10 protein-coding genes, 1 tRNA gene and 1 pseudogene are annotated in these 15,282 nt (G+C 74.4%); 7 read left to right on the top strand and 5 right to left on the bottom strand.

Annotated elements, in window-relative coordinates; translation table 11 throughout:
• Positions 1-38 precede the first annotated feature (38 nt).
• Positions 39-770, top strand: coding sequence for a hypothetical protein (locus OO47_RS03680; protein WP_030212207.1), 732 nt, complete (start codon positions 39-41; stop codon positions 768-770).
• Positions 771-1,002: 232 nt separating this feature from the next.
• Here OO47_RS03680 and OO47_RS03675 read toward each other — a convergent pair whose 3' ends face one another.
• Positions 1,003-2,991: a SpoIIE family protein phosphatase gene (locus tag OO47_RS03675; protein ID WP_051715868.1), complete on the bottom strand. Its 1,989-nt coding sequence runs from the start codon at positions 2,989-2,991 to the stop codon at positions 1,003-1,005.
• A gap of 390 nt (positions 2,992-3,381) precedes the next feature.
• Between OO47_RS03675 and OO47_RS03670 the strand changes: the two genes are divergently transcribed.
• Genes OO47_RS03670 through OO47_RS03660 form a run of 3 tightly spaced genes read left to right on the top strand, consistent with a single transcriptional unit; the run spans position 3,382 to position 6,571 of the window.
• Positions 3,382-4,434: an iron-siderophore ABC transporter substrate-binding protein gene (locus OO47_RS03670; RefSeq protein ID WP_030212200.1), complete on the top strand. Its 1,053-nt coding sequence runs from the start codon at positions 3,382-3,384 to the stop codon at positions 4,432-4,434.
• 14 nt (positions 4,435-4,448) lie between these two features.
• Complete coding sequence (locus OO47_RS03665) at positions 4,449-5,483, top strand: FecCD family ABC transporter permease (protein ID WP_030212192.1); 1,035 nt, start codon at positions 4,449-4,451, stop codon at positions 5,481-5,483.
• On the top strand, positions 5,480-6,571 hold the full coding sequence (locus OO47_RS03660; RefSeq protein ID WP_033207968.1) for a FecCD family ABC transporter permease: 1,092 nt from the start codon (positions 5,480-5,482) through the stop codon (positions 6,569-6,571). Before OO47_RS03665 ends, OO47_RS03660 begins: the two co-directional genes overlap by 4 nt.
• A 55-nt stretch (positions 6,572-6,626) precedes the next feature.
• Here the strand turns inward: OO47_RS03660 and OO47_RS03655 are convergent, their stop codons facing one another.
• Positions 6,627-7,196, bottom strand: coding sequence for a histidine phosphatase family protein (locus OO47_RS03655; RefSeq protein WP_030212187.1), 570 nt, complete (start codon positions 7,194-7,196; stop codon positions 6,627-6,629).
• Between the two features lie 359 nt (positions 7,197-7,555).
• Between OO47_RS03655 and OO47_RS03650 the strand changes: the two genes are divergently transcribed.
• Positions 7,556-7,783 carry a CbtB domain-containing protein gene (locus OO47_RS03650; protein ID WP_030212184.1) on the top strand — a complete coding sequence of 76 codons (228 nt, stop codon included), beginning with the start codon at positions 7,556-7,558 and terminating at the stop codon, positions 7,781-7,783.
• A 14-nt stretch (positions 7,784-7,797) separates the two neighbouring features.
• Positions 7,798-8,595, top strand: a complete 798-nt coding sequence (locus OO47_RS03645) for a CbtA family protein (protein ID WP_030212181.1) — start codon at positions 7,798-7,800, stop codon at positions 8,593-8,595.
• A gap of 114 nt (positions 8,596-8,709) precedes the next feature.
• On the opposite strand, the gene OO47_RS33225 is transcribed toward OO47_RS03645, so the two are convergent.
• Together OO47_RS33225 and OO47_RS03635 are read right to left on the bottom strand one after the other, a co-directional pair.
• The gene (locus OO47_RS33225; protein ID WP_234323070.1) at positions 8,710-10,881 is read right to left on the bottom strand and encodes a hypothetical protein; all 2,172 of its coding nucleotides are present in this window, start codon (positions 10,879-10,881) and stop codon (positions 8,710-8,712) included.
• Between the two features lie 160 nt (positions 10,882-11,041).
• Positions 11,042-11,113: transfer RNA gene (locus OO47_RS03635), tRNA-Pro, on the bottom strand.
• A 249-nt stretch (positions 11,114-11,362) separates the two neighbouring features.
• Between OO47_RS03635 and OO47_RS34640 the strand changes: the two are divergent.
• Positions 11,363-12,376: pseudogene (locus OO47_RS34640) on the top strand (LacI family DNA-binding transcriptional regulator); the annotation flags it as partial.
• Positions 12,377-12,400: 24 nt separating this feature from the next.
• Here OO47_RS34640 and OO47_RS03620 read toward each other — a convergent pair.
• Entirely contained in the window at positions 12,401-15,178 is a 2,778-nt protein-coding gene (locus OO47_RS03620) for a glycosyl hydrolase (protein WP_033207965.1), read from the bottom strand.
• Positions 15,179-15,282 lie beyond the last annotated feature (104 nt).

Below are 15,282 nucleotides of genomic sequence, written 5' to 3'. Positions count from 1 at the left end.
CACCCGCACCGTGCCGCCCGTACGACGAGGAGGACCCCATGACCACCGCCGAAGAGGGACGGCAGCGGCTCGACGCGGCCAGTGTGCTCAACGCGAAGAGGACGCTGCTCCAGCTCCTCGCCCGGGCCGGCGTCTGGTCCGGCGACGCGGAGGAGCTGATCGGGTTCGTCGAGGCGGGCGCCCTGGCCCTCGCGTACGAGGAGATCGGCGGGGCCGGGCGGAGCGCCCCGGACGGCAAGGGCGGGGAGTACGCGGCCGGTTGGCTCGACGGCGCCCGCGCCGTGGCCGACGAGCTCGGCGGGGTCGCCGAGCGGGCCCTGCGGCAGGCCCTCGCCGCCGATCCCACGGCCGACTCCCCCGACGACCGCCCTCCCGTGGGGCGCACGGAGATGGAGCGGACCAAGGTGGCGGTCACCCCGATCTACCTCTCGTTCACCGACGTCTCCGATCTGGACCCGGAGGTCACCGAGCAGGTGCTCGGCGCCGTCCTGCGCACGATGAGCTCCCGTCAGCGCTCGCGGTACGCGGGGCGGTTGGCGGAGTTCGCGACGACCCACCGGGAGCGCCTGGAGCGCCTGTACGCGGAGTACGGGCCGGGCAGCGCCATCGCGATCCACGGCCGCTACACCCTCGTCCACTCCCCCACCAGCGTCGCCGTCCTGGAGCGGCTCGCGGCGGCGTCCTCCGCCCTGCACGAGGAGTGGGACGCCGCCGAGCTGCCGCCCGCCTGGCTGGACGGTCTGACGAAGGCCTGGGGCGCGCCGTCCTGACCTCCTGCCGCCCGCCGTTCCCGAAGGGGCGGACGGGTAGGAGGGTGAACGTTTCTTCACAGGCTGTCGTCAGTCGGGGAAGGGGCGTTCCCCCGCCCCCGGCGGGCGTCGGTCCAGACGGCCTCGATGCCGAGGGGCCGGGGAAGCTCGCCGGAGCGCCAGGAGGAGGACGGGAAGGCCGCCGTCTCCTGCGCGTGCGCGGGGTGCGGGGACTCCGGCGGGACATCGCGCGTCAGCCGGCCGGTTCCGCGCGGAAGGCGATCATGGCGGTGTCGTCGCGGTGGTCGGAGAGGTCCTGCAGGAGGCGGAGCAGGTCGGGCAGGTCCTCGTCGCGGTGGAGCGCGGCCGCCTCCAGGAGGCGCCGCTGCCCGGTGTCGAGAGAGGTGCCGGGGGTCTCGATGAGCCCGTCGGTGTACTGCAGGAGGGTGTCGCCGGGGGCGAGGGCGTGCGTGTGGCTGATCCTGGGGAGCCCCGGGGCGACGCCGAGCGGCGGGTCCTCGCCGTTGCCGTCGAGGAAGCGGGGTTCGCCCCGCGCGGGGATCAGCAGGGGCGGCGGGTGCCCGGCGTTGGACCAGGTCATCCGCCAGGTGCCGTCGGGGCGCCGGCGCAGATGGGTGTGGACGACGGTGGTGAAGGAGCCGACGTCGAGCCCTTCGGCGGCGTCGTCCAGCATGCCGAGGACGGCCGCGGGCGTGCACGCGGACCCCTTGTTCCAGGCGAGGGCGCGGAGCATGCTGCGCATCTGGCCCATGACGGTGGCGGCGCCGAGGTCGTGGCCGGCGACGTCCCCGATGTCGAGGACGAGGGTGCCGTCGGGGAGCGTGATGGCGTCGTACCAGTCGCCGCCGATCTCGTTGGCCGGGCTGGCCGGCTGGTAGCGGGCGGCCAGGCGCGCGCCGGGGACCGCGGGCGGGCGGGTGAGCTGGGCGCGCTGGAGGCGGAGGGCGGTGCGGCGGGCCTGCTGGAGGTCGAGCACCTTGCGGATGGGCCGCTGCGCGTGGTGCAGGACGTCGCGCAGCAGCTCGACGTCGACGGCTTCGGGGACGGGGGTGTCCCCGCTGGTGGCGGTGGTGGCGTAGCCGAGGACGATGTCGTCGACAACCAGGGGGAGGAGGGTCATGCTCGTGGCGCCGGACGCCGTGAGCCACCGTTCGGTGACCTCCGGCACCAGGCCGGACGGGACCCGGCCGTCCGGGGACAGCCGGAACGTCCGCGGTTCGCGGCTTTCGAGGACCTCCCGCATGACCGGGGTGACCGTGACGGTCTGCCCCATCTCCTCGGGCGCGGGCGGGAGTCCGGGGCGGGTGGCGGAGGCGACCCGCCGGGCCGTGACCGTCGCGTGCTCCGGCAGCGGCCACTCCTCGTGGGTGAGGAGCAGGATCACGCAGGCGTCGGCGAGTTCGGGGACGACCGACTCCACCACCGCGGCGAACGCCGCGTCCAGGCCGCCGCCTGACGCCTGCGCCACCCGGGCGAGGAGGTGTTCGCGCAGTTCCGCGTTCCAGGTGTCCTCGGCGTCGACGGTGGCGGCGATCCACTCCTCGGCGCGTCCGTCCCGGACGACGGGGACGCAGCGGGTGGTCATGTGGCGGTAGGAGCCGTCGGCCGTGCGGAGCCGGAAGGTGTTCTGGTAGATCTCGGGGGGACGCCGGGCGAGCGCCCGGTGCCAGGCGTCGACGAGCGCCTGCCGGTCCCGGGGGTGGACGTGGTCGTACATCTCCTGGCCCTCCCGGTCGGGCAGGGGGGTGCCGGTCAGCTTCTCCCAGCCGGGGACGATCTCCTCGACGCGTCCGTCCGCGCGCACCGCCCACACCATCTGGGAGACGGCCGTCACCAGGGCCTCGAAGCGCTGGAGCGCGCGGGTCTCGGCGGTGGTCTCCAGGGTCACGACCAGGACCCCGTCGCCGAGCGGGGTGGTGACGGGGGTGCAGGAGGAGACGAAGTGGCGGACCTCGTCCGGGCCGTCGGGGGCGGGGAGCAGGGAGTCGTTGAGCTGGTGGGGGCGCCCGGTGGCGAGGACGTCGTCCAGGACGGAGAGGAACCGCTCGGCGGCCGGTTCCGGGTAGGCCTCCCGGGCGGGCCTGCGGAGGGGGCGGGCGCCGAGCATCCTCCTGTACGCGGCGTTGACGTAGACCAGCAGGTGCTCGGGTCCCGCGAAGAGGGCGACCGCCGCCACGGTCGCGTCGAACAGCTTGGGATCGAGGGCCCTCGCCGGACTCATCGCCCGTCCGCCCCGGTCCGGGCCGGCGGGGGGTCCGGCCGCCCGTCGGTCCGGCGGCGATCCGGTGCGATCATCCCGTGAGCCTTTCGTCCTTCCGGCACATGAACCCCTGCATCCTCCAGGGGACCGTGTCGCGGGGGCCCGCGCCACACGGGCGGCTACCCCGTTCGTGTGCGCCCCGAACGCCGCCCGCCTCGCCTTGCGGCCCTTCCGCCCCGCCCCCCTCCCGGCCTCGTCCCGAAGATCGGCACCCCTGGCGTTCGAGCCGACGAACGAATAGGTTAGGCTCACCTAACAATCGTTCGCGATGACCCGTGTCCCTCCGTGATCATGTCCGGAGGGGCGCGGGCGCGGCGCGTGCACACCTCTGCCCGGAGACAAGGAACCGTCATGCCTTCTGTGTTCACCCCTCTTCGCCGCCGCGTCCTCGTGGCGGGGGCCGCCGCGGTCTCGCTCGGCCTCCTGGTGACCGGGTGCGGCTCGGACGAGAAAAAGGACGACGCGGCCGGTTCGGCGTCCAAGGCTCCGGCGGGCGCGTTCCCCGTCACCATCAAGAGCGCCCTCGGCGAGGCGGTCATCAAGGACAGGCCCAAGCGCGTCGTCACCCTCGGCCAGGGCTCCGCGGAGACCGCCATCGCGCTCGGCAACGTCCCGGTCGGCATCGAGGAGTACCCCTGGGGCAGCGACAAGACCGGTTACCTCCCCTGGATCCACGAGGCCGTGACCAAGTCCGGCGCCGCGCTCCCCAAGCAGTTCAAGGGCGGCGAGGAGCTCGACATCGAGGCCATCACCGAGCTGGAGCCCGACGTCATCCTGGCCCCCTGGTCCGGCATCACGCAGAAGCAGTACGACGTCCTCAAGGACATCGCGCCCACCGTCGCCTACCCCGAGAAGGCGTGGAGCACGAACTGGGACCAGCAGATCGAGATCGTCGCCAAGGCGCTCGGCCAGCCGGAGAAGGCCAAGGAGCTGGAGGCGAAGATCGACAAGCAGCTCGCCGACGCCGCCGCCAGCCGCCCGAACTACAAGAACGTCACCTTCTCGTACATCTACAACACCGGCCCCGGCACCCTCGGCGTCTTCAAGCCCGAGGAGCAGCGCGTCGCGATGGTCTCCAAGCTCGGCCTCAAGGTCGACCCGGTGGTGAACACCTTCAAGGAGACCGAGGGCACCGACTCCGCCCTGATCGGCCTGGAGAACGCCAACAAGCTGGCGAACAGCGACATCGCCTTCACCTTCTACATGGACGAGAAGTCCCGCAAGACGGTCGAGGCCCAGCCCCTGTACGCGGCCATCCCCGCCGTGAAGAAGGGCGCGCTCGTCTACAGCCACGACACCCCGTTCGTCACCGCCTCCTCGATGATCAACCCGCTGACGGTGCCGTACAGCATCGAGCGCTACCTGCCGATGATCGACAAGGCCGTCGCCAAGGCCGGGAAGTAACGACGGACTCCGGCGTGACCACACTCTCCCGAACCACCCAGGGCCCCGCCGTCGCACGGCGGGGCCCTGCCCGGTACCTGGCATCCGCCGTCCTGTGCCTGGTCCTGCTCGCCCTGGCGCTGCTCGCCAGCGTGATGTTCGGCAGCAAGGCGACGTCCCTGTCCGACGTCCTGCGGGTCGTCACGGGCGGCGGCGACGAATACCTCCGCACCGTCGTCGAGAGCCGCTACCCGCGCACCGCCCTCGGCGTGCTCGCGGGTCTCTGCCTGGGGATCGCCGGCACGCTGATGCAGGGCATCACCCGCAACCCGCTCGCCGAGCCGGGGCTCCTCGGCATCAACGCGGGCGCGTCGGCGAGCATCGTCGCCGCCACCGCGTTCCTCGGCGCGTCCGGGCAGCGCGAGACCATCTGGTGGGCCCTGGTCGGCGCCCTGGCGACCGGCGTCCTCGTGCATCTGGTCGGCACGGCCGGCGGGGGCGGCAGCCCGGTGCGGCTCGTGCTCGCCGGCGCGGTGCTCTCCGCGATCCTCGCCGCGTTCATCCAGGCCGTCGCACTGTCCCGCCCGAAGGTCTTCGACACGTACCGCTACTGGGTGGTGGGGTCGCTCGGCGGGCGCGGTTTCGACGCCCTCTGGGCCGTGCTGCCGTTCGCCGCGGCCGGGCTCCTCCTCGCCGTCGTCCTCGCGCCCGGGCTCAACGCCATGGCGATGGGCGACGACAAGGCCGCCTCGCTCGGCATCAGTCCCGCCCGCGTCAAGGGCGCCGGGCTGCTCGCCGCGACGCTGCTCAGCGCGGCTGCCACGGCGGCGGTGGGCCCCATCGCCTTCGTCGGGCTCGCCGTCCCGCACCTGGTCCGGGCCCTGGTGGGCGCGGACTTCCGGATGCAGATCCTGTTCACCGCGCTCGCGGGTCCCACGCTGCTGCTCTTCGCGGACGTCGTCGGCCGGGTCCTGCTGCGTCCCGAGGAGCTGATGGTCGGCGTCGTCACCGCGTTCGTGGGCGCGCCGGCGCTGCTCTTCGCCGTCCGTCGCATGAGGGGGGCGTCATGAAGACCGCCGAACGGACCGAGGTCCGGACCGGGACCACGGCCGCGGTGCCGGCGCGTCCGGCGGGGCGCGTCCTCGTACGGGTCGGCCCCCGGGTCGCGATCCCCGTGCGCCGCTCCTCCCTGATCGCCGCCGCGCTGTCGGTGCTGCTGCTCCTGGGGGCGGGCGTGGCGACCCTCACGATGGGCAGGCTGGGCATCGACCCCGCCGACCTGCCGTCGGCGCTCATGGGCGAGGCCACGGGCAAGAACGCCTTCGTCCTGAACCGGCTGCGGGGCCCGCGGCTCGTGGTGGCCATCGCCACCGGCGCGGCCTTCGGCCTGTCCGGGGCCCTGTTCCAGTCGGTCACCCGCAATCCGCTGGGCAGCCCCGACGTGATCGGGCTGAGTGCCGGCTCCGGCGCGGGGGCCGCGGCCGCCGCGCTCTTCCTCCCGGGTGTCGTCCCGGTCTCCGTCGGCGCCCTGGTCGGCGCGGTCGGCGCCATGGGGCTGGTGTACGTCTCCACCGGGACCGGGTTCCGCAACCCGGGGCGCCTGGTGGTGGCGGGCATCGGCGTGGCCGCGATGTCGACGGCCCTGACCCAGTACGTGGTGTACGCCGTCGAGCGCGACAAGGCGAGCGCCCTGACCGCGTACATCAACGGCAGTCTCTCGGCCCGCTCCTGGGACGACGCGACGGTCATCTGGGCGGTGCTGCTCGTCTGCCTGCCGCTCGCGGCGCTCCTCGCGCGGCCGCTGGGCATCGGCGAGATGGGCGACGACCTCTCCACCGGTCTGGGCGCCCGCCCGGACCGGACTGCGACGGCGGCGGTCCTCCTGTCGATCGTGCTGTCCGCGGGCGCGGTCAGCGTGGCCGGCCCGATCGCCTTCATCTCCCTGACGGCACCGCAGATCGCCAAGCGGGTCACCCGGAGCGGCGGGCCGCAGCTGGTCATGTCGGCCCTGCTGGGCGCTCTGCTCCTGGTCCTCGCGGACCTCGCGGCCCAGCAACTGCCGCTCTTCGACGACCTGCCGGTCGGCCTCTACACGATGGCCGTCGGAGGGGCGTACCTGGGCTATCTGCTGCTGAAGGAATGGAAGCGTCCCCTCTAGGGGCGCGTACGGAGAGAGGGGGCCGCCCGGTGGGCGGCCCCCTCTCTCCGTTCCGTCACCCGGTGAGCGGTTCGCCGATCCGCAGGTTCCAGCGCCCGCCGCGTCCGCTGAGGTGGACGGCCGTCAGGGGGCGGACGTCCAGGCGCCGGGCGGTCGCGTCCGGCACCCCGAGGGCGTGGACCGTCGCGGCCCGTACGACGTCGGGTTCGACCACGGCCGTGACGCGCCCCGTTTCCTCCCGGAGGGCGTCGAGCCAGGCGCCGACCCGGACGCGCAGGTCGCGGAGGGACTCCCCGCCGTGCGGCGCGGCCTCCGGGTCGGACAGCCAGGCGGCGAGCCCTGCCCCCTCGGTGGCGGCGACGTCCTCCAGGGCCCTCCCCCGCCACCGTCCCATGGCGCAGCCCGCCAGGCCGGGAGCCGGCTCGGCGCTCAGACCGAGGGCCCGCGCGGTGCCGAGGCAGCGCGCGGACGGCGAGGCGTACGCGCGCGTGGCGGGGCCGAAGGCGGGTGCGAGGGCCTCGGCGCGGGCGAGTCCCGCCGGGTCGAGGGGGCCGTCGGCGTCGAACCGGACCTCGCGCAGCGACGCGTTCACGGCGGGCGGGACGAGCGTCAGCCGGACTGTCATCGGGGTTCCCTCTCGGTCGGAGGCGGCGGGGGCGACCCCTCTCCGGCGGCCCGTACCGTACGGGGGTGGCGGGGTGCCTCCCGTACGGTACGGGCCGCCGGAGGGCGTCGATCCGGCCGGGGGCGCACGGAAGGTGATCCAGGCCTCACGCTCTTAACAATGTCCACGTCACGCGGTACCGTCAGTCGACATTTGAACAGCGTGACGACGGCGAGACGGAAGTCCGGTGGGAACCCGGCACGGTCGCGCCACTGTGTGCCGAGGCCTTCTCCGTACGGGGGAGGTCCCGGCGAGTCAGACCCGTGGACCGTCGTCCTGCACCACCGTTCGGGACGCGCGTTCCCGCAGGAGGTTTCATCATGGCCGAGGCTGCCGTCTCCGCTGCCGTTTCCACCCCGTCCGCGGCCGTACCGGCTCCGCTGCCCGTCCGGGCCGTGCTGCCCTGGGCCTTCTTCGTCGGTCTTCTCGCGCTGATCGCGCTGTACTTCGTGGGCGCGGAGCAGGGTGCCACCTCCCTCTTCGCGGGTTCCGACGTGCACGAGTGGGTGCACGACGGGCGCCACCTGCTCGGCTTCCCCTGCCACTGAGGGGCGAAGAGCACATGCACGCCTCGACCGTGAGAACCCTGCTGGTCCGCGGCATGCTCGCGGGTCTGATAGCCGGTCTGTTCGCCTTCGCCGTGGCCTACGTGGGCGGCGAGCCCTCCGTGGACGGCTCCATCGCCGTGGAGGAGGCCCAGGCCGCCCAGGAGGCCGCCCACGCCGGACACGGCGGCGAGGAGGCCGAAGAGGAGGAGGTGGTCAGCCGCTCCGCGCAGTCCACCTTCGGCCTGGCCACCGGCGTCCTGGTCTACGGGGTGGCGCTGGGCGGCGTCGCCGCGCTCGCCTTCTCGTTCGCGCTCGGCCGCGTCGGCCGGTTCAGCCCCCGGGCCACTGCGGCGCTGACCGCGGCCGCGGCCTTCACCACCGTCTACCTGGTGCCGTTCCTGAAGTACCCGGCGACCCCGCCGGCCGTCGGCAACCCCGACACCATCGGGAAGCGCACCACCCTGTTCTTCCTGATGATCCTGCTCAGCGTGCTGCTCGGCGTCGCCGCGGTGATCCTCGGCCGCCGTCTGGCGCCGCGTCTGGGCAACTGGAACGCGAGCCTGGTGGCCGGGTTCGGCTTCGTCCTCGTGACGGGCGTCGCCTTCGCGGTCCTCCCGGCGAACGACGACGCGGTCAAGGCGGGCTTCCCCGCCAAGCTGCTGTGGGAGTTCCGCCTGGCCTCGCTCGGCGTCCAGGTCGTCCTGTGGGTGGTGTTCGCCGTGGTCTTCGGCTTCCTCGCCCAGAAGGCGCTGGCCGCCCGGACGGCCGGGGCGGAGCCCCCGGCCCGGGTCGAGGTCCCGGCCGCGGGCTGACCACCGACGCGTACGACGCCGCCCCGCGTGCTCCTGGCACGCGGGGCGGTGTCGTGTCACGCGCGGGGGGTCTGGCCCCGGAAGTGCGGTGGATCGCCCCGGGGGCCCGGTGGATCATGCCCGCGTGGACCGGTCCCGGTCCCCGCACAGCCAGTGCTCGCCCGTCGTGGTCCACCCGGTCAGCCGTCGGGCGCGTCCGGCGTCCGCCGTGCCGTCGGCGGCGAAGGAGCCGCCGTCGGCGACCAGCCGGAGACCGGCCAGGGCCGGCGCCAGGCGGGCGGCCACCGGGGCGGGGTGGCGGACGGCCACCTCCGGCAGCCGGGCCAGTACCCCGGCCGCCGTCGCCGCGTCGCACAGCGACAGGTGGAACAGCATCTGCCGCCAGGCGTACGCCGCGTCCTTCACCGTGCCGAGCGGGCGCCGCTCGTGCCGGGCCCGGTCCGTCAGGCGGCACACCGCGGCGAAGCAGCGGAGGGCGAGTTCCGCCCAGCCGGAGGCGGGTGCGGCACCGACGCGGTGGACCAGGACGGCGAGGTTGTGGGTGGTGAGGATCTGGGCCTGCTCGATCACCGCGCCGTCCTCCGCCACGCCCCCGGAGCCGCCGGAGGCGCGCACCCCGGCCCGCTCGTGGCAGAGCGCGGCGAAGTCCGGCGCGTGCCGGGCGCCGCTCCCCCGGAACGACGATCGCCGGGAGCCCTGTTCGGACAGGACGTGGACGGCCGCGTAGTCGATGCCGTAGTACCTCTCGTACAGCGAGCCTTCGAGCAGTTCCCCCGCCACGGCGGCCGCGGCCGCGAACTTGGGGCTGAAGGTGCCCATGAAGATGTCGGCGGCCAGCTCCTCGACCAGGGGCGCGTCCAGACCGGCCCGGCGGGCGAGCACGGCGAGTTCGCGGACGAGCGGGTTGGGCAGCAGGGTGCCGGGGAAGCCGTCCACGGCGACCTCGGCGAGGTGCCGCAGCGTCGCGTGGGCGGAGTCGCGGACGCGCGCGTCGGAGCGGTGCTGCGCGGACACCGCGCGGACCCAGGGCAGTTCCTCGGGCCGGACCTGCCGCTCCAGGCCGAGCAGGAGCAGCGAGCGGCGGTTGCGGAACGCCCGGTGGTGCGCGGCCATGAGCGCGCGCAGCGGCGCGTCCCGGTAGGCCCCGGCCGTCTCGGCGGCGACGAGCTGGGGCACCAGCTCGGCCAGCACCTCGGCGGAGGGGACCACGCCGAGCTCCACCAGGACGGGCAGGGGCGCGCTCCGCGTCCGTTCGACCACGCGGCGGACCGCGGGCGGCACGGCCGTCCCGGCGGGCAGGCCGGAGCGCCGCTCCTCGGCCCCGGTCACCGGGGTGAGGAGCGCGTCCGGGTCGGCGGCGCCGGCGTCCTGCGGGAGGGCGGACAGGCGGCCGGCGACGAGGCGGGCGAGGTCGTGGTGGGAGGGCAGCGCGGCCTGGGCCGCCTGGGCGCTCCGTACCGCCGTGTGCCGCTCCGAGCCGGGCAGGCCCCGCTTGCGCACCATCGAGGCGACGGCGTGCCGCAGGAGTCCGAGGCGCCGCGCGTCGAGCGGGCGGCCGGCGGCGGTCTCCTCCAGGGCTCCGCGCAGGATCCCGAGGTTGCCCTTGGGGTCGCGGTGGCCCCGGCAGCGGGTGTGCTCGCGGGCCAGGAGCCGGTAGCGGTCGAGGAGGGCGGCGCCGCGCGCGTGCCACCCGTCGCCGGGCTCGCGGTCGAGGGCCCGGTGGTCGGGTCCGGCCGTCTCCAGCCAGTGCCGGAGCAGGTCGTCGGCGAAGGGCCGCCAGACGCGGAGCGCCTCGCGCTGGGTCTCGACGGCGTCGTTCGGGCCCCGGCGGGCGAGGGCGGCTCCGGCCTGTGCGACGGTGCGCCGGTGTACGGCGTCGGTGGCGGGCGCCGGGGACGCGGACGGGCGCGGGGTGAACCGCAGCGTGCCCGCGAACGGGCGTATGTCCCGGACGAGTTCGAGGGCCGCGCCGGTCTCCCCGGCGCGCACCAGCCAGGCCACCGTGAGCAGCGCGGCCTCCTCGGGGACGGTGACCTCGTAGCGGGTGCCGTCGAGCAGCGCCCACAGCTCCGCGAGGCCCTTCTCGGTGAGGCAGTGGGCGAAGAGGGCCTCCCGGTCCTCCGGGACCCCGGCCCCGCGCGCCGCCTCGGCCTCGTACGGCAGGAGGGGGCCGCCGGCCCGGGCGGTGCCCGTGGCGAAGCCGCCGTGCAGCACCTCCGGGGTCACCCAGGCGGGCAGACCGCGGACGGGGGTGCGCGAGCCGACCCGCAGCGTTCCGTCGGCCATTCCGGCGAGCACCTGGCGCCAGCCGCGGACCCGTTCCCCGGCACGCGCGCGTGGCGGGGTCCGCGTGGGTGAGCGCGGTGGTGAAGGCACGGGCCAGCCGACCCTCGGCGTAGGAGGCGGACGGCATCCGGGGCTGCTTGTCAGCGTGGGTGTCCATAAGCCGACGTGGCGGGTTCCGCCCCCGCGCCCTCCGGGTCCCGAGCCCGGCGCTCTGCTGCTGAGCTACACGTCGCAGGGCCCGTCCGGCGGATGCACGTCCGGGCGGGCGCCAGGGCCCTGACGGTAGCGAGGAGCGCCGGAGAGGGGCAACGGGGTTTCCGGGGGGCGGTGTCCGCGGGGACGGGTTCCTCTTGGGAGCGCTCTCAGAAGGTGGGGGTTACAGATATCCTGAACCGTACGAGAACGCGCACCGCACCCGTTGCGCGCCTCCGTACGACCGACCGGTACACCGCCCAGCCGACGCAGTCGAGGAGCGCCCGCCTTGTCCGAGCAGACCACGGGGTCCCGCCCCACGCTGGAAGCCGTCGCCGCGCGCGCCGGCGTGTCCCGCGCCACGGCCTCCCGTGTCGTCAACGGGGGCGCCGGCGTGCGCGCCCCCCTGGTCGAGAAGGTGCGCAGGGCCGTCGAGGAGCTCGGTTACGTCCCCAACCACGCGGCCCGCACCCTGGTGACCCGGCGCAACGGCGCCGTGGCCGTGATCATCGCGGAGCCTGAGTTCCGGATCTTCTCGGACCCGTTCTTCGAGCAGCAGGTGCGCGGCATCAGCCGGGAACTGACGGCGCACGACGCCCAGTTGGTGCTGCTGTGGGTGGAGGGCCCGGGGGACCACGAGCGGATCGCCCGCTATCTCGGCGGGGGCCACGTCGACGGCGCGCTCGCGTTCTCGCTGCACAGCGACGACGCCCTGCCGGCCGTGATCGAGGGGGCGCGGATCCCGGTGGTCGTCGGCGGGCGGCCCGCTCCCGGCACCGATCCGGCCGTGCCCTTCGTGGACTGCGACAACCGGGGCGGCGCCCGGGAGGCGGTGCGGCACCTGGTGGACCTCGGGCGCCGGAACATCGCCCACATCTCGGGCCCCGCCGACCAGACCTCGGCGATCGACCGGCTGCACGGCTACCGGGACGTCCTCCTCGACGCCGACCCGGAGCTGCTGTGCGCGGGCGACTTCACCGAGGAGAGCGGCGCGCGGGCCATGGCGGAGCTGCTCGACCGGCGGCCGGACGTGGACGGGGTGTTCGTCGCCAACGATCTGATGGCGTCGGGCGCGCTGCGCACCCTGCGGGAGCGCGGGGTGCGGGTGCCGGAGGACGTGGCGGTCGTCGGCTTCGACGACATGGCCTCGGTGGTCGGGCGGACCTCCCCCGCCCTGACCACCGTGCACCAGGACATCGAGGGCATGGGCCGTCTGATGGTGAAGCTGCTGATGCGGCTGCTGGACGGGACCGGGCCGGAGATCCCCGGCTCCGTGGTCACCCCGACCTCGCTGGTCCGCCGCCCCGTTCCCCGCTCCCCTGCGGGGTCAGTCGTACGGGATGACGACCACGGACCCGTCCGTGCCCGTCCGGAGCCGCGCGTCGCCGTTGCCGATCGCGCTCCAGACCTCCAGGCGGACCGTTCCGTTCCGGAGGTTGCCGAGGGTGCCGGTGGCGGACTTCAGGCCGCGGGACTGGGCGTACTCCTCCCAGCCCGTCACCGGGTCCGTGGCGAAGTAGTGGTACGTCTCCGTGCGGTCGAAGGTGCCGTCGCCGGTGAGGTCGTAGCTGATCCGGGCCTGCTGGCCGAGGCCGACCGACGTGCCGGCGTCGACCTGGAGCCGGAAGGCGGTCGAACCGCCCGCCCGGAGCGTGCCGTTGACGTTCTTGGCGACGTAGACGAGCGGCTTGTTCGGGGTGCCGTCGTGGTTGGCGCCCTGCGCCGAGGCGAGGGTGTCGGCGCCCGCCGCGGCGCCGGTGGCCGTGGTGAGCGTGCCGCCGGTGCGGAGCTGGAAGGTGTCGCCGGTGCCCGGCTCCGGGTCGGGGTCGGGGCCGGGACCCGCCGTGCCGTTGCCGGAGGCGGTGGAACGGGCCGGCACGGAGAGGGACTTGCCGTCGGAGAAGGTGACCGTGCGGGCGGTCGAGCCGTGGTTGTGGGCCACGTAGGTGCGCGTGGTGCCCTTGGTGAAGACGGCGGAGGTGGGGATCGAGCCGGTGACGGTGGCGTCGGGGGCGCCGAGCGCGTCGAGCGCGGTGAGCCAGTGGTAGGTGTGGGCCTTGGACTCGCCGGCCTCCGGGGTGTATCCGGCGTGTCCGGCGTCCCACTTGGCCTTGGCGGCGGCGGGGTCGGCGAGGGACTGGAACTCCCAGAGGATGTCGCGCCATTCGACGGCCGGGCCGCCGTTCTCGCGCTCCATCTCGGCGATGTTGCGCCGGATCGCGTCCTTGCGGCCGCCGAGGTGGAGCGAGCCGCCGCTGGTCACGGGCAGGACGTTGATGCCGTGGATCTCCTCCGGGTTGGCGGTCCACCAGGTGGAGTAGGCGCCGCCGCTGCCCCAGACCATGCCGACGGTGTCGTGCTGGAAGGAGCCGGGGAAGACCTGCTGGTCGGCGTCGAACCAGTACTGGGCGATGGCCTCGCCCTCGGTGGTCAGGAGGTAGGTGCCGAGGTCGCGCAGGGAGGTGTCGCCGGTGGCCGCGCCCCACAGGACGAGGGCGGCGCTGAGGTTGGTCGACTCGGAGGACGACTCCTGGTTGTTTCCGGCGGCGAAGCCCTGGTGGCCGCTGGCCCAGCTGTGTCCGGCGTAGACGTCGAAGCCGCGCAGGAAGGGGAAGGCGCTGTCGGTGCGGCTGGGGTTGGCGGTGTCGCGGACCAGGGTCTTGACCATGGTGCCCCAGGCGGAGTCGGCGGCCCAGTTCGGGTCGTACTGGGCGACGATCGCGGCGGCGTACACGTAGTAGCCGTAGTGGAAGTGGTGGTCGTTGAGCTCGGTGTCGCTGCCGTAGGAGGCCGGGTAGCCGGTGAGGGTCTTCCAGGCCTTGTCGTACGAGAACTCGGTGGCGCCGCCGGCCGTGAACCACTCCTGGAGGCGGCCCTTGACGAGGCCGAGGAGCTTGTCGCGGACCGCGCCCTCGCCGATCTGGTCGGCGAGCGGCACGAGCTGGGCGAGCTTGCCGAGGGCCTTGCCGGTCCAGTAGGTGTCGACGGCTCCGGAGAACGGGTCGGAGGAGTTCGCGACCTCGTTGAGGTAGCCGCGCAGGCGGGCCGGGTCGACGCCGGCGCCGGGCAGGCCCGGGAGGGTGGCGGCGGCCTTCTGGGCGGTGGTGAAGGAGGCCCCTTCGCGCACCTTCATGGTGCCCCGGGGCGAGACGTAGGTGTAGGGGGTCAGCGGGTCGGTGGTGTGCAGCCACTGGTGGCGGTAGAGCGCCTGGAGGGTGCCGCGCTCGGTGCCCTCCCTGGCCTCGGTGGTGAGGCTGTAGGTCGCGCGGACGGTGCCGGCGTCGTAGCTCCAGTTCACCGTGGAGCCGGTGACGAAGCTGTAGGCGTACGTGCGGTAGGTGGCGAGCGCGTCGGTGGAGGGCAGGACGGCGACGGAGAAGTAGTCCTTGCCGCCGAGTCCGGCGGTGATCGTGGAGCCGGAGACGTTCCAGTCGGTGCCGCTCGGCGAGAAGAGGGCGTAGTGGTGGCCGGCGACGGTGATGCCGAGGACGTTGCCCTGGTCGGCGAAGACGGCCGGCGCGGTGGCGGTGGTGATCCGGGCGTCGCCGCCGGTTCCTCTGGCGTACACGAAGGGCAGGCCGTGGCCGATGGTGGTGCGCAGGGTGCGGGCGCCGTCGGACCAGTAGGGGGTGACGGTCCAGTCGGACCAGGCGTCGGCCTTGGTGTCGGGCGAGTTCAGACCGGTGAGGCCGAGGGTGAGGTCGCGCTTGTGGGCGAACTCGTACTGGCGCCCGTCGCCCACGATCGCGGGGCTGGTGGGGTAGCCGACCTCCAGGCCGCCGGAGACGGCCTGGTAGGTGAGCGGGTGGCCGTACATGGGGGTGGAGTAGGGGTTGTCCCCGTAGCGCTGGAAGGCGAGGGAGGACCACCAGTCGTTGGTGGGGACGGGCTTGCCCTGGGCGGCGGCGGTGACCTTGGGGGTGACGGGGGCGCCGGTGTTGGTGGTGGGGCCCGAGGTACCGGCGGGGCGGGTGTCGGAGTAGCTTCCGGCGCCCGCCGGGACGGTGGCCGCGGCCGCGGGGACGGCGGCGGGGCCGAGTCCCACGGCGGCGAGGGCGGAGACCAGGACCAGCGCTGCGGCGGGCCGGGTGCGGGGGGATGGCATGAAGGGGCACCTCATGTCGTCTGCGGCGGATGGAGCTCGGGTGGGTGGAGCTCGGGGTGCGGAGCCCGGAGGCGGGGACGCGAGTGGGGGCCGGGGCCTGCGTT

Source organism: Streptomyces bikiniensis (genome assembly GCF_000716625.1).
Classification (GTDB): Bacteria; Actinomycetota; Actinomycetes; order Streptomycetales; family Streptomycetaceae; genus Streptomyces; species Streptomyces bikiniensis.
The sequence above is the reverse complement of the archived record's forward strand: the minus strand, read 5'-3'. Positions and strand labels throughout refer to the sequence as shown.

Excerpts from the sequence above, each read along its gene's own strand:
- OO47_RS03680 (WP_030212207.1), top strand. The coding sequence starts at position 39 with ATGACCACCGCCGAAGAGGGACGGCAGCGGCTCGACGCGGCCAGTGTG.
- OO47_RS03675 (WP_051715868.1), bottom strand. The coding sequence starts at position 2,991 with ATGAGTCCGGCGAGGGCCCTCGATCCCAAGCTGTTCGACGCGACCGTG.
- OO47_RS03670 (WP_030212200.1), top strand. The coding sequence starts at position 3,382 with ATGCCTTCTGTGTTCACCCCTCTTCGCCGCCGCGTCCTCGTGGCGGGG.
- OO47_RS03660 (WP_033207968.1), top strand. The coding sequence starts at position 5,480 with ATGAAGACCGCCGAACGGACCGAGGTCCGGACCGGGACCACGGCCGCG.
- OO47_RS03655 (WP_030212187.1), bottom strand. The coding sequence starts at position 7,196 with ATGACAGTCCGGCTGACGCTCGTCCCGCCCGCCGTGAACGCGTCGCTG.
- OO47_RS03650 (WP_030212184.1), top strand. The coding sequence starts at position 7,556 with ATGGCCGAGGCTGCCGTCTCCGCTGCCGTTTCCACCCCGTCCGCGGCC.
- OO47_RS03645 (WP_030212181.1), top strand. The coding sequence starts at position 7,798 with ATGCACGCCTCGACCGTGAGAACCCTGCTGGTCCGCGGCATGCTCGCG.
- OO47_RS33225 (WP_234323070.1), bottom strand. The coding sequence starts at position 10,881 with ATGGCCGACGGAACGCTGCGGGTCGGCTCGCGCACCCCCGTCCGCGGT.
- OO47_RS03620 (WP_033207965.1), bottom strand. The coding sequence starts at position 15,178 with ATGCCATCCCCCCGCACCCGGCCCGCCGCAGCGCTGGTCCTGGTCTCC.